The sequence below is a fragment of the Enterovibrio gelatinilyticus genome (genome assembly GCF_028683095.1).
Classification (GTDB): domain Bacteria; phylum Pseudomonadota; class Gammaproteobacteria; order Enterobacterales; family Vibrionaceae; genus Enterovibrio; species Enterovibrio gelatinilyticus.
Genome location: NZ_JAJUBC010000031.1, coordinates 49,179 through 71,359 on the forward strand (window position 1 = coordinate 49,179; position 22,181 = coordinate 71,359).

Annotated in this window: 20 protein-coding genes; 7 read left to right on the forward strand and 13 right to left on the reverse strand. The window is 46.3% G+C overall.

Features of this window, described 5'->3' with window-relative positions; all coding sequences use genetic code 11:
• Positions 1-17: 17 nt before the first annotated feature.
• The 7 genes from mioC to rpmH all read right to left on the reverse strand — a co-directional run bounded on the left by mioC (position 18) and on the right by rpmH (position 5,598).
• Positions 18-464: an FMN-binding protein MioC gene (mioC, locus tag LRP50_RS20940; protein ID WP_274166380.1), complete on the reverse strand. Its 447-nt coding sequence runs from the start codon at positions 462-464 to the stop codon at positions 18-20.
• Positions 465-531: 67 nt separating this feature from the next.
• Positions 532-1,659 carry a GGDEF domain-containing protein gene (locus LRP50_RS20945; RefSeq protein ID WP_274166381.1) on the reverse strand — a complete coding sequence of 376 codons (1,128 nt, stop codon included), beginning with the start codon at positions 1,657-1,659 and terminating at the stop codon, positions 532-534.
• A gap of 100 nt (positions 1,660-1,759) precedes the next feature.
• The gene (gene mnmE / locus LRP50_RS20950) at positions 1,760-3,124 is read right to left on the reverse strand and encodes a tRNA uridine-5-carboxymethylaminomethyl(34) synthesis GTPase MnmE (RefSeq protein WP_274166382.1); all 1,365 of its coding nucleotides are present in this window, start codon (positions 3,122-3,124) and stop codon (positions 1,760-1,762) included.
• A 117-nt stretch (positions 3,125-3,241) separates the two neighbouring features.
• Positions 3,242-4,861, reverse strand: coding sequence for a membrane protein insertase YidC (gene yidC, locus LRP50_RS20955; protein ID WP_274166383.1), 1,620 nt, complete (start codon positions 4,859-4,861; stop codon positions 3,242-3,244).
• Positions 4,862-4,863: 2 nt separating this feature from the next.
• Entirely contained in the window at positions 4,864-5,124 is a 261-nt protein-coding gene (gene yidD / locus LRP50_RS20960; protein ID WP_274166384.1) for a membrane protein insertion efficiency factor YidD, read from the reverse strand.
• Positions 5,088-5,447, reverse strand: coding sequence for a ribonuclease P protein component (rnpA, locus tag LRP50_RS20965; protein WP_028024442.1), 360 nt, complete (start codon positions 5,445-5,447; stop codon positions 5,088-5,090). Before rnpA ends, yidD begins: the two co-directional genes overlap by 37 nt.
• Before the next feature lie 16 nt (positions 5,448-5,463).
• On the reverse strand, positions 5,464-5,598 hold the full coding sequence (gene rpmH, locus LRP50_RS20970) for a 50S ribosomal protein L34 (RefSeq protein WP_002540783.1): 135 nt from the start codon (positions 5,596-5,598) through the stop codon (positions 5,464-5,466).
• 556 nt (positions 5,599-6,154) lie between these two features.
• Here rpmH and dnaA point away from each other — a divergent pair.
• From dnaA to gyrB, 4 genes are read left to right on the forward strand one after another with little or no spacing between them, the layout of a single operon-like run.
• Positions 6,155-7,543, forward strand: coding sequence for a chromosomal replication initiator protein DnaA (dnaA, locus tag LRP50_RS20975; RefSeq protein WP_274166385.1), 1,389 nt, complete (start codon positions 6,155-6,157; stop codon positions 7,541-7,543).
• A 1-nt stretch (position 7,544) separates the two neighbouring features.
• The gene (dnaN, locus tag LRP50_RS20980; protein WP_274166386.1) at positions 7,545-8,645 is read left to right on the forward strand and encodes a DNA polymerase III subunit beta; all 1,101 of its coding nucleotides are present in this window, start codon (positions 7,545-7,547) and stop codon (positions 8,643-8,645) included.
• Position 8,646: 1 nt separating this feature from the next.
• Positions 8,647-9,729, forward strand: coding sequence for a DNA replication/repair protein RecF (gene recF, locus LRP50_RS20985; RefSeq protein ID WP_274166387.1), 1,083 nt, complete (start codon positions 8,647-8,649; stop codon positions 9,727-9,729).
• Between the two features lie 19 nt (positions 9,730-9,748).
• Positions 9,749-12,166 (forward strand): DNA topoisomerase (ATP-hydrolyzing) subunit B, encoded by a 2,418-nt coding sequence (gene gyrB / locus LRP50_RS20990; protein WP_274166388.1) that lies wholly within the window; start codon positions 9,749-9,751, stop codon positions 12,164-12,166.
• A 459-nt stretch (positions 12,167-12,625) separates the two neighbouring features.
• Here the strand turns inward: gyrB and LRP50_RS25770 are convergent, their stop codons facing one another.
• The 4 genes from LRP50_RS25770 to glyQ form a co-directional block, all read right to left on the reverse strand.
• On the reverse strand, positions 12,626-12,982 hold the full coding sequence (locus LRP50_RS25770; protein WP_420791245.1) for an alpha/beta hydrolase: 357 nt from the start codon (positions 12,980-12,982) through the stop codon (positions 12,626-12,628).
• A 597-nt stretch (positions 12,983-13,579) separates the two neighbouring features.
• Positions 13,580-14,830: a valine--pyruvate transaminase gene (locus tag LRP50_RS20995; protein WP_274166389.1), complete on the reverse strand. Its 1,251-nt coding sequence runs from the start codon at positions 14,828-14,830 to the stop codon at positions 13,580-13,582.
• Positions 14,831-15,079: 249 nt separating this feature from the next.
• Positions 15,080-17,161 carry a glycine--tRNA ligase subunit beta gene (glyS, locus tag LRP50_RS21000; protein WP_274166390.1) on the reverse strand — a complete coding sequence of 694 codons (2,082 nt, stop codon included), beginning with the start codon at positions 17,159-17,161 and terminating at the stop codon, positions 15,080-15,082.
• 1 nt (position 17,162) lies between these two features.
• On the reverse strand, positions 17,163-18,080 hold the full coding sequence (gene glyQ / locus LRP50_RS21005) for a glycine--tRNA ligase subunit alpha (protein WP_274166391.1): 918 nt from the start codon (positions 18,078-18,080) through the stop codon (positions 17,163-17,165).
• A 367-nt stretch (positions 18,081-18,447) separates the two neighbouring features.
• Between glyQ and LRP50_RS21010 the strand changes: the two genes are divergently transcribed.
• Together LRP50_RS21010 and LRP50_RS21015 are read left to right on the forward strand one after the other, a co-directional pair.
• Complete coding sequence (locus tag LRP50_RS21010) at positions 18,448-19,002, forward strand: TMEM165/GDT1 family protein (RefSeq protein ID WP_274166392.1); 555 nt, start codon at positions 18,448-18,450, stop codon at positions 19,000-19,002.
• 99 nt (positions 19,003-19,101) lie between these two features.
• Positions 19,102-19,365 carry a hypothetical protein gene (locus tag LRP50_RS21015; protein WP_274166393.1) on the forward strand — a complete coding sequence of 88 codons (264 nt, stop codon included), beginning with the start codon at positions 19,102-19,104 and terminating at the stop codon, positions 19,363-19,365.
• A gap of 49 nt (positions 19,366-19,414) precedes the next feature.
• On the opposite strand, the gene tusA is transcribed toward LRP50_RS21015, so the two are convergent.
• A complete protein-coding gene (tusA, locus tag LRP50_RS21020) occupies positions 19,415-19,663 on the reverse strand; it encodes a sulfurtransferase TusA (protein WP_274166394.1) in 249 nt (82 codons plus the stop codon).
• A gap of 378 nt (positions 19,664-20,041) precedes the next feature.
• On the opposite strand from tusA, the gene LRP50_RS21025 reads away from it, so the two are divergent.
• Positions 20,042-20,983, forward strand: a complete 942-nt coding sequence (locus LRP50_RS21025; protein WP_274166395.1) for a LysR family transcriptional regulator — start codon at positions 20,042-20,044, stop codon at positions 20,981-20,983.
• 55 nt (positions 20,984-21,038) lie between these two features.
• Here the strand turns inward: LRP50_RS21025 and acuI are convergent, their stop codons facing one another.
• On the reverse strand, positions 21,039-22,019 hold the full coding sequence (gene acuI / locus LRP50_RS21030; RefSeq protein ID WP_274166396.1) for an acrylyl-CoA reductase (NADPH): 981 nt from the start codon (positions 22,017-22,019) through the stop codon (positions 21,039-21,041).
• Positions 22,020-22,181 lie beyond the last annotated feature (162 nt).

Here is a 22,181-nt window from a genome sequence, read left to right on the forward strand (position 1 = left end):
CTCTTTATTTAGCCATTTTATTCACAGATTTGGTTTTTGTTCTGGGATAACCATGTTTCTGCCGGTTCTTCTGGCAGTGGATTGGACAGGATGTCGATTTCAAGTCGTGCGATAATTTGCTCTGCACCGAGCTCTTTAAGTAGCGAATCTGCATTGCGTCCTGCACCACAAAAAGTGTCATAACTAGAATCACCAATCCCAATAACCGCATATTTTAACCCTGAAAGATCGGGCTTTTGGAGGGTTAAGGCATCCATTAGACTTTGCAGATTGTCTGGGTAGTCACCAGCGCCATGCGTGGAGGTGATTAGTAACAAGCGCTTACATCCAGTAACATCGGAAAGTTCAGCTTCATTGATGACCTTGACGGTGATGCCCTGTTGTTCAAGCAAATCGGCTAAATGATCGCCTACATATTCAGTGCCACCGAGCGTGCTTCCTGTGATCAGGGTTATTTCACTCATATACAATTCTCGAAACCAGTGTAGATACGGGCTGTTAGTATTGAAGTGAGCGGTTGGGCAAGTCAAGTCAGCTTGGTTGACAGAATTCGTCTCTATAGAGGGTATGGTTACCTTGCGGGGAGAGTGTATGTATTTTGTTTTTGCCGCGTTTCTTGGCATTGTTGACAGCGACCAGTGCCGTGTCGATCAATTGATAGCCCGCTAAACAGCTTTCATTTGACGTGGTCACACCAAAGCTTGCTGTGCGCTTTACTGCCGTATTATCGAGTAGAACGACACTGCGGCTTATTGCTGTTTTGAGTTGTTCTGCAGTGTGAAGCGCTTCACTGGAAGAGGTATTTCCGAGCAGCACGATAAAAGTATCTGCATGCATTCTTCCCAATATCGCCGTTTTTGACAGATTTTCTCTTAATAGTGTCGCGATATGGATCAATACCTGATCCCCGGTCGTTCGCCCATGCATCTCATTGATTTGTCGAAAGCCATCTATGTTTAGAGCGATAACCGAAAGGGCGTTTTTTTTTCGTTGTTCTCGAAAAAATATGTCGTCTGCTTGTTTGTAAATATTTTGGCTATTGGCGGTTTCAGTGAGGAGATCCTCATGAACCAACTTGCGAGATGACTCATCTATCTTGTGTAAATCAATAAGATAGAAGTCTGTTAATGCCACTGAAGCCATGACAAGTACCAATATCACACACAGATAGGCAGCACGAGCATCTGCATCAGTCATGGATAGGATAGGGTCGGTTGAAGGTACTGTTTTTGCCAAAAACAGCAAAATAATAGCGATTAATGATAAACCGTAGCGTGGAAGCCGATCGCTCGGATCGAACACCAAAACAACAGCGGTAGGTACCACCAGCAACAAAAGCTCAGTTTCAAAATTGTCAGAAAGCACAAAAAGAGGCAGCGTAAATTGTTGAAGGAAAAAGACAATGAACACCCAATACTTGGCGAGCCTTAGCATTCCCTCGCGCGTGAGCATAAAAGTAATAAAGTAGAGAAATGCGTAAAGACCATTAAGTAATGCCGACGTTTCGTTGCCGAATGCAAAAGCAAACAAGGCTGAAAACAACAAAGTACCGCCCGCACATAAACCCGCCAAGAGGTTAACCATGCGCAAGTGATGGACTTGAAGTTTATCGCAACGTGCTATCCCCAGATTGAGAATAGGATTTAGGCTATTAATCATCTAATGGCTTGAATAAAGGTTGGATAGCCATAAGTGTAGCAAATGAAAAATGAAGCGTGATGGCATAAAAAAAGCTGCCGAGTGGCAGCTTTTAGAGGGATTATTTACCGATACAGAACGAGCTAAATATTCGCCCGAGTAGATCATCTGAACTAAATTCGCCGGTAATCTCACTGAGATATTGTTGCGCGATACGTAACTCTTCCGCGAGGATTTCTCCCGCCATATAACCTTCGAGTTGGTCTCTTCCGATATCAAGATGTCGTGACGCGGCATCAAGTGCTTCTAAGTGACGACGACGGGCCATAAAGCCACCTTCTGTTGCGCCTGAGAAGCCCATACACGCTTTTAGATGCTCTCGAAGCGCATCTACTCCAGCACCTGATTTAGCGCTGAGTCGAATTAACGTAGGCTGACTCGCGTGGCAAATGCCCAGCGACTCTTCGGTGACGTCAGCTTTATTGCGTATCACCGTCATTCCCATATTTGGAGGCAGTCGGTCAATAAATTCAGGCCAAATTTCTTCTGGTGATGTGGCATCGGTGGTCGTGCCATCTACCATGAACAGCACGCGGTCAGCTTGGGCTATTTCATCCCACGCGCGCTCAATACCAATGCGTTCCACTTCATCAGAGGCGTCGCGAAGGCCAGCAGTATCGATGATATGTAACGGCATGCCGTCGATGTGGATATGTTCACGAAGCACGTCACGGGTCGTACCGGCAATGTCGGTGACAATCGCGCTTTCTTTGCCTGAAAGTGCATTCAACAGACTAGATTTGCCCGCATTTGGGCGACCTGCAATGACGACTTTCATCCCTTCACGAATGATAGCGCCTTGATTGGCTTCTTTGCGAACGCCGCTGAGTGTATCAATAATGCCATTCAGATCGTTGGCGACCTTTCCGTCAGAAAGAAAATCGATTTCTTCATCAGGGAAGTCAATGGCTGCTTCAACGTAGATGCGCAGGTGGATTAGTGCTTCCACCAATGAATTTACTTTGGTGGAGAAAGCGCCTTGTAAGCTTTGAAGCGCACTCTTTGCTGCCTGTTCAGAACTGGCATCAATCAAATCCGCAATGGCTTCAGCTTGCGCAAGGTCGAGTTTGTCATTCAAAAAGGCACGTTCGGAGAATTCTCCTGGGCGTGCAGTGCGAATGCCTTCAATCTCGACGATACGCTTGATCAGCATGTCCATGATGACAGGGCCACCGTGGCCTTGAAGTTCCAGCACATCCTCGCCAGTAAAAGAATTTGGCGATTGAAAATATAGAGCAATTCCCTGATCCAGCGCGTTACCTTCGATATCTTTAAATGGAAGGTATTCTGCTCGACGAACAGGAAGTTCGCGTCCAGTGACGGCGATGGCCACTTCTTTGGCTTTTGGGCCAGATACGCGAATGATACCTACGCCGCCGCGTCCTGGTGGGGTTGCCTGCGCAACAATAGTGTCTGAATGAGTCATGAAGCTAAACCTGCTGCGGAAAATGTTGCTTAGTGTATACCAATTATACGAATTGGCAGTGTCGCATGCATAAAGAAGAAAGGCGGCCATTGGCCGCCTTAGTCACTGTTAGAGCGATTACTTGCGGGTATGGAGACCTTTTTTCTCCAATGCGCGGTAAATCAGCGTCTGTTGAATCAGTGTCACGATGTTCGATACCAACCAGTACAGTACCAGACCGGCTGGGAACCATAGGAAGAACACGGTAAACATCACTGGCATGAAGTTCATGATCTTCTGCTGCATTGGATCGGTCACTGTGCTTGGGCTCATCTTCTGGATAAGGAACATAGACGCACCCATCAGAAGTGGCAGCACATAGTATGGATCTGGCGCTGACAAATCTTGAATCCAAAGCATGAACGGCGCATGGCGCAGCTCAACCGATTCCATCAATGCCCAGTAAAGTGCAATGAAAATTGGCATTTGAAGGATAAGAGGAAGACAGCCACCCAGCGGGTTCACTTTCTCTTTCTTATACAGCTCCATCATTTCTTGGCTCATGCGCTGGCGGTCATCACCAATGCGCTCACGCATTTCAGCCAGTTTTGGCTGTAGCATGCGCATTTTCGCCATCGAGGTGTACTGCGCTTTAGTTAGCGGGTACATCACACCACGAACGATGAAGGTTAGGATGATAATTGCTACACCCCAGTTACCAACGAAGCCATGGATGGTAGCGAGTAGCCAGTGCAGTGGGCTTGCAATAAACCATAACCAACCGTAGTCAACGGTCAGATTTAGGTTAGGTGCAGTGGCTTCCATTTGGTCTTGAAGTTTCGGACCTACCCACAAAGTTGCATCCATAGTGGCAGAGGTGCCAGCCGCAACAGTCATGGTCGGGTAACGAACACCAATGAAGCCTTGGCCATTGCTAGTACGCGTGTACAGATTCGCTTCGCCTTCAGCGTGTGGGATCCACGCTGCAACGAAGTAGTGCTGCATCATGGCTGCCCAGCCATCTTTTGCGATAGTCAGGTTAAGGTTCTTATCCTGCATATCATCGAAGCTGTATTTTTTGTATTTGGTGTCATCAGCAGAATAAGCGCCACCTGTGTATGTCGGCATCGTTAGGCTGCCACCGTCATCCATCAGGTTTTGTTTTAGCTGTGCATACATTTGAACCGTGGCAGCTTTTTCGCTTTCGTTGTCGACGGTGTAGTCAACATCAACCGCGTAGTCACCACGTTTTAAGATGAATGTCTTAGTGTAAGTGATGCCATCTTTCACTAGCGTCATCGGTACACGAAGTTCTTCTTGACCGTCAGCCAGAGAAAACTCAGTGCCGTTTACCGAAAACTCTGCACGACCATCAACCGTGTCGACGCCATCAGGGCCAATCAAACCACTTTGTGCAACGAAAACATGATTTGGCTGATTTTTCAGTAGAACGAACTTGTTGTCCGAGTCGAATTCCGCGTCGTACTTGTTCAATTCGGCATGAACAACGTCACCGCCTTGTGTATCAACGGTCAGAGTCAGCACGTCACTGTGGATAGTGATCAGCTTATTAGAGACGGAATCCTGCGTCAGAGGCTGAGACGCATCTGATCCGGCAGGTACATCACCACTGTGTTGTGCTTGCTGTGTTACGCCTTGACCCTGTGGTTGAGGGTTGGTTGCTTCATTCCAGTTGAGGTACAACATGAAAGAAACAAACGTAAGGGCAATCAACAGAATATTACGTTGAGAATCCATTGCTAATTGTCTCGATTATTAGGATGACGCGGGGGCACAGGATCGTACCCACCATGATTAAGAGGATGGCATTTTAATAAACGTTTGCTCGCGAACCAACACCCTTTTGCAACACCGTGATGGGTGACCGCTTCTATGGCATATTGGGAGCATGTCGGTGTGAATCGACAGCGAGGCCCTAGCAGAGGGCTAATGAGGAGTTGGTACCCGCGAAATAGCCCAATGACTATTTTTTTCGCGGTGGTTGAGATAAACGTTGCCATAACTTATCGAGCAGCACTCTCAGTTCTTCGTTACTGAGCTCATTTGCACTTTTCTTTGCGATCACAACAAAATCCTTCGCTGGCAGCGAGTGCTGACGCAGACGAAAACTTTCACGAACGAGTCGCTTAAAGCGATTACGGTCGACGGCAAGTTTGATTTGTTTTTTTGGCACAGCCTGACCTAAACGTGGACAGTCAAGAGTGTTTTTGCGGGCAAGTATAGTTAAGTGTGGTGAGCCAGCGCGATGAGGTTGCTGGAAGACAGAGTTGAAATGTTCGGGAGTTAACAGACGTAACTCCCGAGAAAAAGCTAGCTTATTCACAAATAATCACTAGGGATTATTTTGAAAGCTTGCTACGGCCTTTCGCACGGCGAGCGGCGATAACCTTACGACCGTTCTTAGTTGCCATGCGCGCACGGAAACCGTGAGTGCGCTTACGCTTTAGAACTGAAGGTTGAAAAGTGCGTTTCATGGTTTCTACCTTAAAATTACTGATCAGTTTTTAGGTTTGTTAACCCGACGTGGGACAAAGTCCGACGCCTCTCAACAAAGAGGGCGGATTGTAATCACTGACTGACTTATAGTCAATGTTAAAACCACGAATGGTTTTATACCACCCTCAGGGCGCGCAATTATACGTGGTCAAATGGCAATCGCAAGGATCCTTTACCGATCTTATCCACTTTATTCTGTGTGTTAGTTGTGTGGGACATAAGGGTAGCTAGGGTATAACACATGCATAACTTATTTTTTGAGATCAAAATGAGGGGCGATCAAGCCAGTCTACTAAAGGAAGAACTAAAGGAAGAACGGCCAATAGATAAGGATCGGATCTTCGTTGATTTGCATTTTTTTCGCATGATTCTGTGAGTAAGTAGGGGGAATACTGTGTTGATCGGCCAGTTAAATGTGCGATCTGTGTGTATAACTTCGATCTTATTCACTGCAAAAGAGATCTTCACGCTAGCGATCCTTGTCGTAGAAGTATAAAATTGCTTCCCTTTTCTTTATCAAGTGTGGAGTCAGACGTGTCATCTTCGCTTTGGTTGCAGTGCCTTCAGCGCCTTCAGGAAGATCTTCCTGCAACAGAATTCAGCATGTGGGTTCGACCGCTTCAGGCGGAGTTAAATGACAATACTTTGACTTTGTTCGCGCCTAACCGTTTCGTTTTGGATTGGGTTCGCGATAAATACCTGAATAGTATTAATCAGTTATTGAACGAATTTTGTGGTAATGATTTGCCGATGTTGCGCTTTGAGGTCGGCAGTAAACCTGTTGCTGCTGTCGCACCGCCAAGTCAGCCAGTTGCGCCGGTACCGGCAGCGCCTGTGGCAAGACCTAATGTGGGCCGCACTTGGGAGCCAGCACCATCACCGGTTCAATCTGATGTTAATCACCGATCGAATGTTAACCCTAAACATAAGTTCACTAACTTTGTTGAGGGTAAATCGAACCAATTGGCGCTTGCCGCTGCCCGACAGGTTGCAGATAACCCAGGCGCTGCTTACAACCCGCTATTTCTTTATGGCGGAACGGGTTTAGGTAAAACTCACTTGCTTCATGCCGTGGGTAATGCCATTAGCGATCGTAAAGTCGATGCGCGTGTGGTGTATATGCACTCTGAACGTTTCGTTCAAGACATGGTAAAAGCGCTTCAGAATAACCAGATTGAAGAATTTAAACGCTACTATAGAAGTGTTGATGCATTGCTGATCGATGATATCCAATTCTTCGCAAATAAAGAGCGTTCTCAAGAAGAGTTTTTTCATACCTTTAATGCGTTGTTGGAAGGTAACCAGCAAATCATTTTGACCTCTGATCGCTATCCAAAAGAGATCAGTGGTGTAGAAGATAGGTTGAAATCTCGCTTTGGCTGGGGCCTAACGGTTGCCATTGAGCCACCAGAGCTTGAAACTCGCGTCGCGATTTTGATGAAAAAGGCGGAAGGACATAATATTCGCCTGCCTGATGAAGTGGCATTTTTCATCGCAAAACGTCTGCGTTCGAATGTACGAGAGCTAGAAGGTGCGCTTAACCGAGTGATAGCAAATGCTAACTTCACTGGCCGAGCGATTACCATTGATTTCGTTCGTGAAGCCCTGCGTGACTTGCTCGCATTGCAAGAAAAACTCGTGACGATCGATAATATTCAGAAGACTGTCGCTGAGTACTATAAAATTAAGATGGCTGACTTGTTGTCGAAACGACGCAGTCGCTCAGTAGCGCGTCCTCGCCAAGTGGCGATGGCCCTGTCAAAAGAGCTCACTAACCACAGTCTTCCAGAAATTGGCGACGCATTTGGTGGTCGAGATCATACTACGGTACTTCATGCGTGCCGAAAGATTGAACAGCTGCGCGAAGAAAGCCACGATATAAAAGAAGATTATTCCAACTTGATCCGGACTCTGTCGTCTTAATATGAAATTTACTCTTACACGTGACCTATTTTTAAAGCCCCTGCAACAGGTATCTGGTGCGCTAGGGGGACGACCAACGTTACCGATTCTCGGTAATATTCTTTTGAAGGTTCAGTCTGGTCAGCTTTCGATGACTTGTACCGATCTTGAAGTTGAGTTGATTGCATCGATAGCATTAGATGGCGAGTCGGAAGATGGCGCTGTCACTGTACCATCACGCAAATTCCTCGATATTTGTCGTGGTTTGCCTGATAGCGCGCCGATCAACTTCGCTGCAGAAGGCGATCGTGCGGTGATTCGATCCGGGCGTAGTCGATTTACGTTATCGACTTTGCCTGCTGATGATTTCCCAAACATTGAAGATTGGCAGAGCACTGTCGAATTCACCTTGGCTCAAGGTAATTTGCGCGCTTTGATTGAGAGCACTGCGTTCTCAATGGCAAACCAAGATGTGCGTTATTTCCTGAATGGCATGCTGTTAGAAACAGACGGTACAACGCTTCGTAGTGTTGCAACCGACGGACACCGTATGGCGGTGGGTACCACTGCGCTAGAAACGAGTTTAGACAACCAGCAGGTGATTGTTCCGCGTAAAGGCGTCACCGAACTGATGCGCTTGCTCGATCAACCTGATGCACCGGTCACCATTCAAATTGGTAGTGCCAATATTCGCGCGCAAGTTAACCAGTTTATATTCACGTCAAAATTGGTTGATGGCCGATTCCCCGATTATCGCCGTGTGATGCCGCAATCGACGAACAAAACGATGGAAGCGGGCTGCGATGAATTACGCCAAGCCTTATCACGTGCAGCAATCTTATCTAACGAGAAGTTTCGCGGCGTGCGCTTGAACGTGAGCAACGGTCAGTTGCGTATTTCAGCGCATAACCCTGAGCAGGAAGAAGCGGAAGAGTTTGTTGATGTTGACTACCAAGGCGACGATCTCGAGATTGGTTTTAACGTTAGCTATGTGCTAGACGTGCTCAATACCTTGAAGTGTGACCAAGTCCGTTTTTCAATGTCGGATGGTACCGCAAGTACGCTCGTTGAAGACTGTAACAGTGACGATGCCATGTATGTGGTGATGCCGATCCGTCTTTAATATGGCGCTTACCAGATTATCTATTCATGATCTGAGAAATATCGAAGCCTGTGACCTTAACCCGTCATCAGGCTTCAATTTTCTTGTCGGGGCTAATGGTAGCGGTAAAACCAGCGTTCTAGAGGCGGTATACTATCTAGGTCATGGGCGTTCGTTTCGCAGCCAGTTAACTGGGCGAGTGATTCGATATCAACAAGACCGGTTGGTCGTTCATGGACGTGTAAGTACACCTGACTCTGACAGAATTTTGCCTATTGGCCTTCAGAAAAATCGTGACGGCTCAGCTGATGTGAAAATTGGCGAAGAGAAAGGGCAAAAGCTCGTGCAATTGGCGGAAGTCTTGCCGATGCAGCTTATCACCCCCGAGGGGTTTGAGTTGCTGACAGGGGGGCCAAAGTTTCGTCGTGCTTTTATCGACTGGGGAGTGTTTCATGTGGAACCTCAGTTTTACCCTATTTGGTCTCGTGTTAAGCGACTTACCAAGCAGCGAAATGCGTTGTTGAAGACGGCCAGAAGTTATCGAGAATTAAGCTATTGGGATGCCGAATTAGCCCCGTTAGCTAATCAAATTGATACGTGGCGACGTGAATATATAGCCAAGCTGGCAGCACGTGCATCAGCCTTGTGTCAGGCATTTTTGCCCGAGTATGAAATAAAACTCAGCTACACACGCGGCTGGGAAAAAGAGACAGATTACGCTGAGTTGCTGAAGGATAACTTCCTTCGAGATCAGCAACTCGGTTATACCGTCAGTGGCCCACACAAATCGGATTTACGCTTGCGTATTAACAATACGCCGGTTGAAGACGTTTTGTCTCGAGGCCAACTCAAACTGATGGTTTGTGCACTGCGTTTAGCGCAGGGCCAACAGCTTACTGAAGATAAAGGTAAGCAATGCATCTATCTGATAGATGATTTTGCGTCTGAGCTGGATAGTCAGCGTCGGGCGCTCTTGGCTGAGCAGTTAAAAGCCACCGGTGCGCAAGTATTTGTAAGTGCCATTAGTGCCGATCAGGTCGCTGAAATGTCCGACGAAAATAGTAAGATGTTTCATGTGGAACACGGTAAAATAGCCGCAGAATAAATTAAGCGAGAGTAACTCAATGTCCAACAATTACGATTCATCGAGTATCAAGGTACTCAAGGGTCTGGATGCAGTACGAAAGCGTCCGGGGATGTACATCGGTGATACTGACGACGGTACCGGTTTGCACCACATGGTCTTTGAGGTCGTCGATAACTCTATCGATGAAGCTCTTGCTGGTCATTGTAATGATATCGTGGTGACTATCCACGAAGACGGTTCTGTTTCTGTAAAAGATGATGGTCGTGGTATTCCTGTAGATATCCACGAAGAAGAGGGCGTGTCAGCGGCTGAAGTTATCATGACGGTACTTCACGCAGGCGGTAAGTTTGATGATAACTCGTACAAAGTATCGGGTGGTCTTCATGGTGTAGGTGTATCGGTTGTTAACGCCTTGTCTGAGAAGCTTGAGCTGACTATTTGGCGTCATGGTCAAATCCACCAGCAAGTGTATGTTCATGGTGTTCCTCAAGCGCCACTCGCCCCGATTGGCGATACAGACGAAACGGGAACTCGCATCCGTTTCTGGCCATCTGGCGAAACCTTCACTGATCTTCTTTTCCATTACGAGATTCTTGCTAAACGTCTTCGTGAATTGTCATTCCTGAATTCTGGCGTGTCTATTCGTCTTTCTGACGAGCGCGAAGAAGACAAACATGACCACTTCACTTATGAAGGTGGTATTCGTGCGTTTGTTGAGCACTTGAACCGTAACAAAACTCCAATTCACCCGTCTGTGTTCCATTTCGAACATGAGCGCGAAGATGGCGTGACGGTTGAAGTGTCAATGCAGTGGAACGATGGTTTCCAAGAGAACATCTACTGTTTTACCAACAATATTCCACAGCGTGATGGTGGTACTCACCTCGCTGGTTTCCGTGCAGCGCTGACACGTACGCTCAATAGCTACATGGAAAAAGAAGGCTATTCGAAGAAAGCCAACGCAGCTACATCCGGTGATGATGCTCGTGAAGGTCTGACGGCTGTTGTTTCGGTAAAAGTGCCGGATCCAAAGTTCTCAAGCCAAACAAAAGACAAACTGGTTTCTTCAGAAGTGAAGTCAGCGGTTGAGTCTGCAATGAACGAAAAATTGAGTGAGTTCCTGATTGAGAGCCCTCAAGACGCTAAGATCGTTTGCACCAAGATCATTGATGCAGCACGCGCGCGTGAAGCTGCACGTAAAGCACGTGAAATGACACGCCGTAAAGGTGCATTAGACTTAGGCGGCCTGCCAGGTAAGCTTGCAGATTGCCAAGAGAAAGACCCAGCATTGTCTGAACTATACATAGTGGAAGGGGACTCTGCTGGCGGTTCAGCCAAGCAGGGTCGTAACCGTAAGAACCAAGCGATTCTTCCACTTAAAGGTAAAATCCTTAACGTAGAAAAAGCGCGTTTCGACAAGATGCTGTCTTCACAAGAAGTGACCACGCTGATCACGGCGATGGGTTGTGGTATCGGTCGTGATGAGTACAACCCAGACAAGCTCCGTTACCACAGCATCATTATCATGACCGATGCTGACGTCGATGGTTCGCACATCCGTACACTACTGTTGACCTTCTTCTATCGTCAAATGCCTGAACTGATTGAGCGCGGTTATATCTACATCGCTCAGCCACCACTTTACAAAGTGAAGAAGGGCAAACAAGAGCAATACATCAAAGACGATGAAGCGATGGAGCAATACCAAGTTGCCCTTGCACTTGAGAATGCATCATTGTTTGTTAACCAAGATGCTCCTGCACTTAGCGGTATGGCACTTGAAGATCTCATCAAGCAATACAATGGTGTGATGAAGTTGATTTCACGTATGGAGCGTCGTTACCCGTCTGCTCTATTGAATGAGTTGGTCTACCAACCACGTCTTGCTGTTGATGCACTTCAGAACGAATCAAACGTTCAAGCGTGGATTGATAATATCGTTGCGGTTCTTAATAAGAACTCGTCGGGTGAAAGCCAATATAGTTCAGTCATTAAGTTTGATGATGAACATAACGCTTATCAGCCAGAACTTATTGTGCGCACTCACGGTGTCGACCATGAATACCTTATCAGCTACGATCTGTTGAACTCGAAAGAGTACGGGCGTATCGCAGACCTTTCTGAAGCACTTGATGGTCTGCTTGATGATACCGCCTACATTCAACGTGGTGAGCGCAAGCAGCCAGTGAAGAGCTTCGCTGATGCACTGGCATGGTTGATTAAAGAATCGAACCGTGGCCTTTCTCGTCAACGCTATAAAGGTCTAGGTGAGATGAACCCTGATCAGCTTTGGGAAACGACGATGGATCCTGAATCACGTCGCATGTTGCGCGTTACAGTTCAAGATGCGGTTGCAGCTGATGAATTGTTTACGACCTTGATGGGCGATCATGTTGAACCACGTCGTGCGTTCATCGAAGATAACGCACTAAAAGTAGCAAACTTGGACGTCTAGTTCTTCATTTACAGCGTTCGCTGCTTGAAAATTGTGTATCAAACGCCGCATTAGCGGCGTTTTTTTACGTAGCGTCATCTGTGTATTTAACTTGTTGATATATAAAGCTAAAAATCTTAAAAAAATGCACGTTGACGCTTAACGTGTATTGGTAGAGTAGGATCATTGCATGTATCGATGTTTTGGTCTTTATCTTTGGATGAATGTACCAGCACGTGATTCATGCCTTCACAAATTGTTAGATGCATATGATTTTTCCCCAAAACCTCTTCAAACCCCATCCCATTGGTTAGTCCAACCTGAAGATCGTTATCACCTTGTATGAATGTATGGGTCGGTTCAACGTTGATGCTATTGTCAGCGGGTCGATAAACATGCATGACTTGATATAAGGAATAGCGGAACGTCGGAATACGACGTCTAAATGTTCATCGCCATATTGAATATCCTTACCCTAGTTTATGGACTCAAGGATAGCTTTAACTTGTTTGGTATATTGTGGTGCGCGTAATTGATATTGCTTGATGAGGTTTTCAGCAAAAGAAGGGCAGGCGTTGCGATCAGTACTAACGAATTTATACATGTCGTTTGCGCTACGAGTAAAGCAATGAGCCCACCTTCACTATGCCCGATAAGATTAAATATCCTAAAGCCGTTTACATCTGAAAGTGTTTGAATGATGGAGTGTACATCTTTCACATACACATCAATGGTGAGATCAGACTCTGATAACGATGGGATATATGATCTACCAACCCCTCGTTTATCGAAACGAAAACTGACGTATTGGTGGTTTAGAAGGCTGGTGGATATCATTTATAACTTTTGATTTCGCAAAGCCTTTTGATTGCCGTTTCTATCTGTAAGGCCAGATCCCCGATTAATATTGAAACAGCGCTGTTGTTGAATTGTTCGTCAGTGACAAGAGTCCCTGATATCAATCCACCCTCTACTTCAATGTCGATCTCTAATTCACGCGTTGCTAACCGTCCTGATACGAAGACACAGAAATGTTTCACATGGAACACTTGATCATGGGTCTCGCTTTCTCTCACTATTAATTAAACCGAGGCTCATGGCCCTACTTTTTCAAATTTCATTTTCATCGAGATAGCGGGTTTAATGTTCACGAAGCTATGGCTCTACCAATGTCCAGTGACCGGGCTGAAAGTCTAATGAGGTATGGATATTCGCTGTTCGAGTCCGCCAACGTCTACTTGTCACTCTATCTTAGTGTTGCTCAGGGAAGTGAGCGTAGCTAGGTGAACTGAGAACAATGTCGAATAGATGTCAGTAGGAATATTGCGATTGATAATAGCGAGATCGGAGGGGATGCTTGAAATATGAAGCCAGTTAGTGAATAACTGGCTCTCAAATAGTTAGGATTTTTCGCTCACTGTTTCACGTGAAACATTACCCTTCAAGATAGGCTTTTTGAACTTCTTCGGCGAGAATCTCGATGCCTTTTTGGATCTTCTCATCATCCTGAACATAGTTCATTCGTAAGCACTGACGTGTATGTTCCCACCCACTGTCTGAGCCAATAAAGAAGTATTCACCTGGAACAATGAGTAAGCCTCTTGCTTTCAAACGCTGGTAAAGTTCTTTTGTTGTGATTGGCAGTTCATCAAACCAAAGCCACAGAAAAATAGCGCCTTCAGGTTTATGAATTTTGAAACGAGGATCGGGAATTGCATTCTGAAGAAGCTCTACACTTCGCTGTGCCTTGGCTTGGTAAAACGGCTTTATAACAGATTCGCTTAGATGAATCAGGTCGCCGCTTTTCAGCATTTCATTGGCTAGCGCAGGGCCAACGCCACAGGGTGATAAACTCACGATCCCGTTGATATTTGTGAGGGCTGTGATCGTTTCTTCTGCGGCGACAATGATGCCACATCGAACACCTGGTAAACCTAACTTTGAAAGGCTAGAGCAGAGAATCGTATTTTCATTCCAAAAGGGTTTTACGTCTTCAAAAATGATATTAGGGAATGGCACGCCGTAAGCGTTGTCGATGATGAGTGGGATATTATGTTTTCGAGCCAGAACATCAAGCTGAGCGATCTCATCATCTGTTAGAACATTACCGGTAGGGTTTGTTGGTCTGGAAGCACAGATGGCACTGACTGACTCATCAATCTCAAGGGATGAAAAGTCCACATGATATTTAAACTGGCGATTATCTAAATACTCGATGGTGGGTTTAAAGCTAGTAAACATGTCATGAGACAAACCTGAGTCTGCATATCCAATATATTCCGGTGTTAATGGCAAAAGAATCTTCTTAAAACTGCCATCGTTGTAATGACCGGCAAAGAGATTAAATAAGTAAAAGAAGGCACATTGGCTGCCGTTTGTCAGCATGATGTTTTTACTTGTTATTGGCCATCCGTAGGTGTCACTCAGCATTGTGGCTAGAGATTCTATAAATGCAGTTTTACCTTGTGGACCGTCATAGTTTGATAGTGCTGCAACGAGTGTTCCATCGTCTAGCATTTGTTGGCTAAGCGCAGCAAAGTGATGGGTCATTTCAGGGATGGCTGCTGGGTTGCCACCACCCAGCATTATGGCATCTGGATTTCTTAAGCCATCATTTAGATCATCCATCAATTGTGTAATGCCAGAGTGTTGAGAAAACTTGGTTCCAAATTTTGAAAACTGCATACGTGCGAAACCTTAGTCCTTTAGTTATGGTCTGTTGCGATCCGTCAAACATACCGCAATCGCTGTTCAAAATGAACGCAGATTTAACGCTTTTTCTGAGAAGCTTAGAATTTGGATTATATCGATAGTTTACCTTTCCTAATAAATTAGAAAGGCGTGCCGAGAATGATGTTTCACGTGGAACATTTCCTTGGAAAGCAGATATAAAAAAGCCCCGCAATGATGCGAGGCTTCTGATCGTTGACGCGCTTACTTCTGGAGCAGAGAAATATCTGCGACGTTCATAAACTGACTACGAAGGGTGTTTAGCAATGCTAGGCGATTTGCCTTAAGCGCTTCATCTTCTGCCATGACCATAACGTTATCGAAGAAACTGTCTACAGGCTCGCGAAGGTCTGCAAGTTGCGTCAGTGCGGTTTGGTAATCACCTGCCGCAAATAACGGAGCAAGACTATCAACCAAAGACGTAACTTTATCTGCCAGTGCTTTTTCTGCATCTTCAACGAGAAGAGTTGTATCAATAACTGCTGGTAGTTGGCCTTCGAACTTGGCCAGAATATTACCCACACGCTTGTTTGCCGCTGCCAGTGATTCTGCAGCATCAAGAGAGCGGAAATGAGTCACAGCTTTAACGCGTTGGTCAAAATCTGCTGGCTGAGTAGGGCGACGAGCAAGAACCGCTTGAATCACGTCGACACTATGGCCTTCGTCTTGATACCAAGCGCGGAAACGACCCAACATGAATTCGATAACGTCGTTCTCTACGTTATCGTTAGTTAGGCGGCTTGTTCCATCTTCTTGCGCGAATAGCGATTTGGCTTTGGCAACAAGGTCGACCAGATCCAAGTCATAACCGTATTCAACGATGATACGCAGCACACCTAATGATGCTCGACGAAGCGCGAACGGATCAGAGCCTTTTGGAGCTTGGCCAATACCGAAGATACCCACGATAGTATCTAGCTTATCTGCCATCGACAGCGCTGAAGAAACGCCATTGCTAGGCAAATCATCACCAGCGAAACGTGGCATGTACTGCTCGTTAAGCGCAACAGCCACTTCTTCTGCTTCGCCGTCGTGACGCGCATAGTGCATGCCCATCACGCCTTGCGTCTCAGTGAATTCAAAGACCATTGAGGTCATTAGATCACACTTAGCAAGAAGGCCTGCGCGTTTTGCTTTTTCAACATCAGTACCAATCTTGCCAGCAATGTAACCAGCAAGCTCCGTAATGCGGTCGGTCTTGTCTTTGATTGTGCCTAGTTGCTTTTGGAAGATTGCGGTTTCCAATTGCGGTAAACGGTCAATCAAAGGACGCTTACGGTCGGTATTGAAGAAGAACTCCGCATCCGCTAGGCGAGGGCGAACAACTTTCTCGTTACCTTCGATAACGTGGCGTGGCTCTTTTGATTCGATATTAGAGACGAAGATGAAGTTCGGCAGAAGCTGCTTGTCTTCACTGTAAACAGGGAAGTACTTCTGGTCACCTTTCATGGTGTAAACCAAGGCTTCAGCAGGGACTTTCAAAAACTCTTCTTCAAAAGTTGCCGTCAATACGACAGGCCACTCAACCAAAGAGGTGACTTCTTCAACCAAGTCATCTTCTAGATCAGCGATACCGCCAACCAGCTCTGCGGCTTTTTGAGCATCAGCGACAATGATAGCTTTACGCTTTTCGTAATCCGCCATCACTTTACCGCGTTCTTCCAGAATTGCTGGATACTGATCGGCATTGTCGATGGTGAATTCAGCTTCACCCATGAAGCGATGACCACGGATGGTGCGGCCGGATGCCACGCCCATGATGCTGCCTTCGATCAACGCGTCATCAAGCAAAATCGTTAACGTTTTCACTGGACGGATGAATTGGGTATCTTTGTCTCCCCAACGCATTGGCTTCGCGATTGGCAAGTTAGCAAGTGCCTTGTCTGCGAGTGCGACAACGATAGACTTGGTGTCTTGGCCTTTCACGTCTTGTTTAAACAGCAGCCACTCGCCTTTGTCTGTTTTCAGACGTTCAGCTTGGTCGACGGTAATGCCACATCCGCGAGCCCAACCTTGCGCCGCTTTGGTTGCATTGCCTTCTGCATCGAATGCAGCAGAAACAGCAGGACCGCGTTTTTCAACTTGTTTATCAGCTTGCTGCTCTGCGAGTGCAGACACTTTCAATGCCAAACGACGAGGAGAGGCATACCACTTAATACCTTCATGCATTAGCTCAGCGTCTTTAAGCTCTTGCTCAAAGTTCGCTGCAAAGGCTTCAGCTAAGGTACGAAGCTGTGTTGGTGGTAACTCTTCAGTTCCAAGCTCAATCAGGAAATTCTTCGCCATTTTACTTCTCCTCATCCTTTTTACACATTGGGAAACCAAGGGCTTCACGCGAGGCGTAATACGCTTCAGCAACAGACTTAGTCAGGTTGCGAATACGTAGGATGTAGCGCTGACGTTCAGTCACCGAAATGGCTTTACGTGCGTCTAGAAGGTTAAAGGCGTGACCTGCTTTAAGAATGCGCTCATAGGCAGGAAGCGGTAGTGGCTTCTCAAGCTCAAGCAGTTTTTTACACTCTTTTTCGCACTGGTCGAAGTAAGTGAACAGGAAGTCTACATCTGCGTGTTCGAAGTTGTAGGTCGACTGTTCTACTTCATTTTGGTGGAAGATGTCGCCATAGGTCACTTTACCGAATGGGCCATCAGTCCAAATCAAGTCATAGACGGAGTCTACGTCTTGAATATACATGGCTAGGCGTTCAATACCGTAAGTGATTTCACCAGTCACAGGCTTACACTCAAGGCCACCTACTTGTTGGAAGTAAGTGAACTGAGTCACTTCCATACCGTTCAACCAGACTTCCCAACCAAGACCCCAAGCACCCAATGTCGGGTTTTCCCAGTTGTCTTCTACGAAGCGAATGTCATGAACTTCAGGATCGATGCCTAGTACGCGCAGCGAACCTAAGTACAGTTCCTGAATGTTGTCAGGAGACGGCTTCATGATGGTTTGGAACTGATAATAATGCTGAAGACGGTTAGGGTTTTCACCGTAACGGCCATCAGTCGGGCGACGTGAAGGTTGAACATAGGCTGCTGCGATTGGCTCGGGGCCGATTGCACGCAGACAAGTCATTGGGTGAGAGGTGCCAGCACCTACCTCCATGTCGAGCGGTTGTACAATAGTACAACCTTGTTGGGCCCAGTAATCCTGCAGCGCGAGGATCATGCCCTGAAAAGTTTTAACGTCGAATTTATGCATCGTCAGGTTCGCGCAGTTAATAAATGAATGGAAAATAACACGCAATTATAACGCGCTAGTCGTGGGATAAGTAGCGCTGATGGCGGTTTTTTGTCCGTCTAGCGCGATAGGAGTGACAGAACTCGACGCGTTGAAATTAAGGTGATTGAAATCGTCTCACTTTTGAGGATAAAATGCGCCCGCTCTTGGGGAGTAGTCTCTCGCGCTAGCGAGGTCATTATCAACATAGTTGAAGCCACAATGCTTCATGGTAATGACGACATACGGCAACGTAGGTTTGACGAGACCAATGACATATCACACGAACTTGGCGGGGCGTGAGATTTGTCATTGTTATCGATTATAAACCTCGCCTCGGAAGACAATAATGAGCGTTCTAGCCATCTCTATCACCACTGTCGCACTGGCGGAAATTGGTGATAAAACTCAACTGTTATCTCTGCTACTTGCGAGTCGCTATCGCAAACCTTTACCTATCATCTTGGCCATTTTCTTTGCGACATTACTCAACCATTCATTAGCGGCCTGGTTAGGCGTGGTTGTGGCTGACTATCTGACTCCTGACGTACTGCGTTGGGTATTGATTGCGAGCTTTGCCGTTATGGCATTGTGGATATTAGTGCCCGATAAGCTTGATGATGAAAGTGTTTCAAGTCGCGGACCATTTATCGCCAGCTTTATCGCATTCTTTATCGCAGAAATAGGGGACAAAACACAGGTTGCCACGACGGTGTTGGGGGCCCAGTACAGTGAAGCGCTCCTGATGGTTATCATAGGTACCACTGTGGGTATGCTGTTGGCGAATGTCCCCGTGGTTTTGCTTGGAAAAAAAGCCGCCAATGCGCTGCCTTTGAGCATCGTACGGTATGTGACTGCTGCTCTATTTGCGTTGTTAGCTATTGCTACTTTTGTGACCCGTTAAATTGTCATGACACTGCCTGATTGTGTGACACTTTACGCACCTCAGCCGCATGGTTCATGATAATTTGAAGGTAGTTTGATCGTGATGAAGGAGCGTGTTATGGACAGGTTTCTCGCAATCAGTCCTAAGAGCCAATGGTGGTTATTTCATACAGCACTTGCTTTAAATGTTCTAGGCATGCTGTTAACCGATATGTGGCTTCCCATGGTTGTTGGTGCAATAGTGACCACTTACTTATCTGTTGATTCAACGGTACGGATTCGTTACATACTGCCCATGAAAAAATCGGTGCAGGAACTTGAGCGGGAAAATGCATCGTTGAGGCGGCGGTTGAATGAGATAGAACAAGTGTCGTCTTACTAGATAACAGATACAAAAAAGCAGCCTCGGCTGCTTTTTTTATGCGGTGGTGTTACGCCAAGCCTTTTCGGATCAAATATCGATAAGGCGCTGACTCTAATTCTTGAGCGACCAGAGTGTGATCCATAAATCGGCAAAAACTCGGGATATCTCGTGTCGTTGATGGGTCATCAGCCGTCACAAGCAAAGTCTCGCCTTCTGACATGTTGCGGATTGTTTTTCTCACCATCATCACTGGCTCAGGACAGCGCAGACCTTTAGCGTCTAAAAGGTGATCCGGATTTCCAAATTCTGAGTTCATATTCATCTATCACATAAAAAATATAACCCTGATCATATTTATGAAGACAAAATAATCACAAGGGCTTGGATTTGTAAATTAATTGTGTAGTTTATTTAACATGTTGTTAACCGCAGTGTTTGGTCAAACCAAACAAAGTGACACAGCACGCTAACTCACTCATCGACTACACTCACACCCAGTTTTCTTGGGCTTCCCCGCTTTTATGCGGGATTTTTTTTGCCTGTTATTTGGTGAGATAAAAAGCGAGAAGTGCAAACAAACAGAACGCCATGTTGTGCTTTTGTTAACTTTGAGTGCGGGCGAATTACAATGACAATTGCCGCTTCGAATCTAACGTCAGTATACTAGCCGAACTTACCATTTGTTAGGCCAATTATGGAACTCGAAGACATCTATCGCCGCGATCTAAATCTATTGATTGCCTTGCGCGTATTGCTGGAAGAGGGAAGTGTCAGTAAGGCAGCTATTCGCCTTAATTTGAGTCAGTCTGCCATGAGTCGTGTTCTTGGTCGATTGCGAATCTTAACCGACGACCCTTTGTTTACTCGTCATGGTCAGCAGTTAATTCCTACTCAGAAAGCGCTCGAGCTCAATCAATCACTGACGGCGCCATTAGATGCTCTAAGAACGGTATTATCTCCTGAAGAGTTTGACCCCGCGAAATGTACCCAAAAGTTCAAAATCGCCACAACGGATTATGCGATGCAAACAATTCTGCCGTTTGCATTACCTCGTATCTATGAAGAAGCACCTGGTTTATCGCTTGAGTTTGCTCCGCTTCAACATGATCAATTAATGCGTCAGTTAACGAGTGAGGGTTGCGATCTCGCGATTTGTCGTCCCACAGGGCAAGTCGATCCGTTGCAGTCTGATATCTTGGGTTTAGTGAGTGTGCTGTGTTTAGTGGGGAAAAATCACCCCTTGGCAGAAAAAGAAATTTCGCTGGATGACTATTTGACTTATCCCCATGCAGTGATTGCGATCAGTGATGGAGTGAAAGCGCTAATTGATGGAGCGTTACGCGGCTACCCTGCACCTAAACTTGCTCTTCGTGCCTATCATCTTGAGGCAGCGATTGCGATGTTAGACAGTTTACCTCTGATTATCACTGTACCTGCCGACCTCGCTTATCTGGTGGGCGAGAAATATGACCTAGTTAGCAAGCCGTTACCATTCGCATTTAAGCCATTTGATTATTCGCTGATTTGGCACCCGAGAACCGATCATTCCGCGGCTCAGATTTGGCTTCGAAAATTGATCAAGGAGGAGTGTGGCAAACTTATCTCTAGTCGAATTCAGGATATGGGTTTGGTCTAAAAGAATAATAAAAAACGGAGCACGAGGCTCCGTTTTTACGAACTGGCTGGATATATTAAAGCTTGATCAGCACACGGCCTTTAATTTGACCGTTAGTGATAGCTTCTGCAGCTTCCGCGACCTGTTCTAAACTGATTTCAGAACAACCATGTTCGAAGTAGCTTGCAGGTAGGAGTTCAGAGATGCGTTTCCACGCTTGTTGACGACGCTCAAACGGTGCGTAAACGGAATCGACACCAAGTAGCTTCACGCCACGAAGAATGAAAGGCATGACAGTGGTAGGTAAGTCGAAACCTCCGGCGAGTCCACAAGCTGCCACTGCACCATCGTAATCGGTTTGTGCCAATACGCGTGCGAGCATTTTGCTACCAACAGTATCTACAGCGCCTGCCCAAAGTTGTTTCTCAAGTGGACGTCCTGCGTCATCAAACTCACTACGCTCAACGATGCGTGATGCGCCCAGTGCTTTCAGCCATTCACCGTTTTCGCTAGCGCGACCGGTAACGGCAACCACTTGGTAACCCAACTTCGCTAACAGCGTCACAGCTACTGAACCAACACCGCCACTTGCGCCAGTGACAAGGACTTCACCTTTCTCTGGTGTAATGCCTGCGTCTTGAAGTGCTTGCACACAAAGCATTGCAGTTAGGCCTGCGGTGCCGATTTTCATTGCTTGGTCGCCAGACAGAGATTCTGGCAGTGGGACGAGCCAATCAGCTTTTAGACGTGCTTTTTGTGCCATACCACCCCAATGACCTTCACCCACGCCCCAACCAGTCAGTACGACTTTCTGACCTGTGGTGTAACGTGAATCTGTTGATTCAACGACGGTGCCTACAAGGTCGATACCCGGTACCATTGGGAAATCACGAACGATGCGGCCTTTGCCGGTAATAGCGAGGCCATCTTTGTAATTCAATGATGAGTAATCAACGTCGATCAATACATCACCTTCTGGTAACTGGCTGATTTCCAATTCTTGGATGCTTGAGGTGGTGACTTTGTCTGCTTGATCGAGTACGAGAGCTTTGAACATGGCGCGTCCTCCGGAAAGGGGAAGAAAAATAGATGTTTATCAATATGCGTACAGTGTAGAACTAAACAGGATATGAAAATAATGAAACTAACTCATTTTATCTATGTGTTTTTCGCATAAATTATTGCTGGTGTTTAACATAGAAAAAGCCGAGCAATGAGC

Coding starts and splice junctions, on each gene's coding strand:
- mioC (WP_274166380.1), bottom strand. CDS start 464: ATGAGTGAAATAACCCTGATCACAGGAAGCACGCTCGGTGGCACTGAA.
- LRP50_RS20945 (WP_274166381.1), bottom strand. CDS start 1,659: ATGATTAATAGCCTAAATCCTATTCTCAATCTGGGGATAGCACGTTGC.
- mnmE (WP_274166382.1), bottom strand. CDS start 3,124: ATGACTCATTCAGACACTATTGTTGCGCAGGCAACCCCACCAGGACGC.
- yidC (WP_274166383.1), bottom strand. CDS start 4,861: ATGGATTCTCAACGTAATATTCTGTTGATTGCCCTTACGTTTGTTTCT.
- yidD (WP_274166384.1), bottom strand. CDS start 5,124: ATGGCAACGTTTATCTCAACCACCGCGAAAAAAATAGTCATTGGGCTA.
- rpmH (WP_002540783.1), bottom strand. CDS start 5,598: ATGAAACGCACTTTTCAACCTTCAGTTCTAAAGCGTAAGCGCACTCAC.
- dnaN (WP_274166386.1), top strand. CDS start 7,545: ATGAAATTTACTCTTACACGTGACCTATTTTTAAAGCCCCTGCAACAG.
- recF (WP_274166387.1), top strand. CDS start 8,647: ATGGCGCTTACCAGATTATCTATTCATGATCTGAGAAATATCGAAGCC.
- gyrB (WP_274166388.1), top strand. CDS start 9,749: ATGTCCAACAATTACGATTCATCGAGTATCAAGGTACTCAAGGGTCTG.
- LRP50_RS25770 (WP_420791245.1), bottom strand. CDS start 12,982: ATGATATCCACCAGCCTTCTAAACCACCAATACGTCAGTTTTCGTTTC.
- LRP50_RS20995 (WP_274166389.1), bottom strand. CDS start 14,830: ATGCAGTTTTCAAAATTTGGAACCAAGTTTTCTCAACACTCTGGCATT.
- glyS (WP_274166390.1), bottom strand. CDS start 17,161: ATGGCGAAGAATTTCCTGATTGAGCTTGGAACTGAAGAGTTACCACCA.
- glyQ (WP_274166391.1), bottom strand. CDS start 18,080: ATGCATAAATTCGACGTTAAAACTTTTCAGGGCATGATCCTCGCGCTG.
- LRP50_RS21010 (WP_274166392.1), top strand. CDS start 18,448: ATGAGCGTTCTAGCCATCTCTATCACCACTGTCGCACTGGCGGAAATT.
- LRP50_RS21015 (WP_274166393.1), top strand. CDS start 19,102: ATGGACAGGTTTCTCGCAATCAGTCCTAAGAGCCAATGGTGGTTATTT.
- tusA (WP_274166394.1), bottom strand. CDS start 19,663: ATGAACTCAGAATTTGGAAATCCGGATCACCTTTTAGACGCTAAAGGT.
- LRP50_RS21025 (WP_274166395.1), top strand. CDS start 20,042: ATGGAACTCGAAGACATCTATCGCCGCGATCTAAATCTATTGATTGCC.
- acuI (WP_274166396.1), bottom strand. CDS start 22,019: ATGTTCAAAGCTCTCGTACTCGATCAAGCAGACAAAGTCACCACCTCA.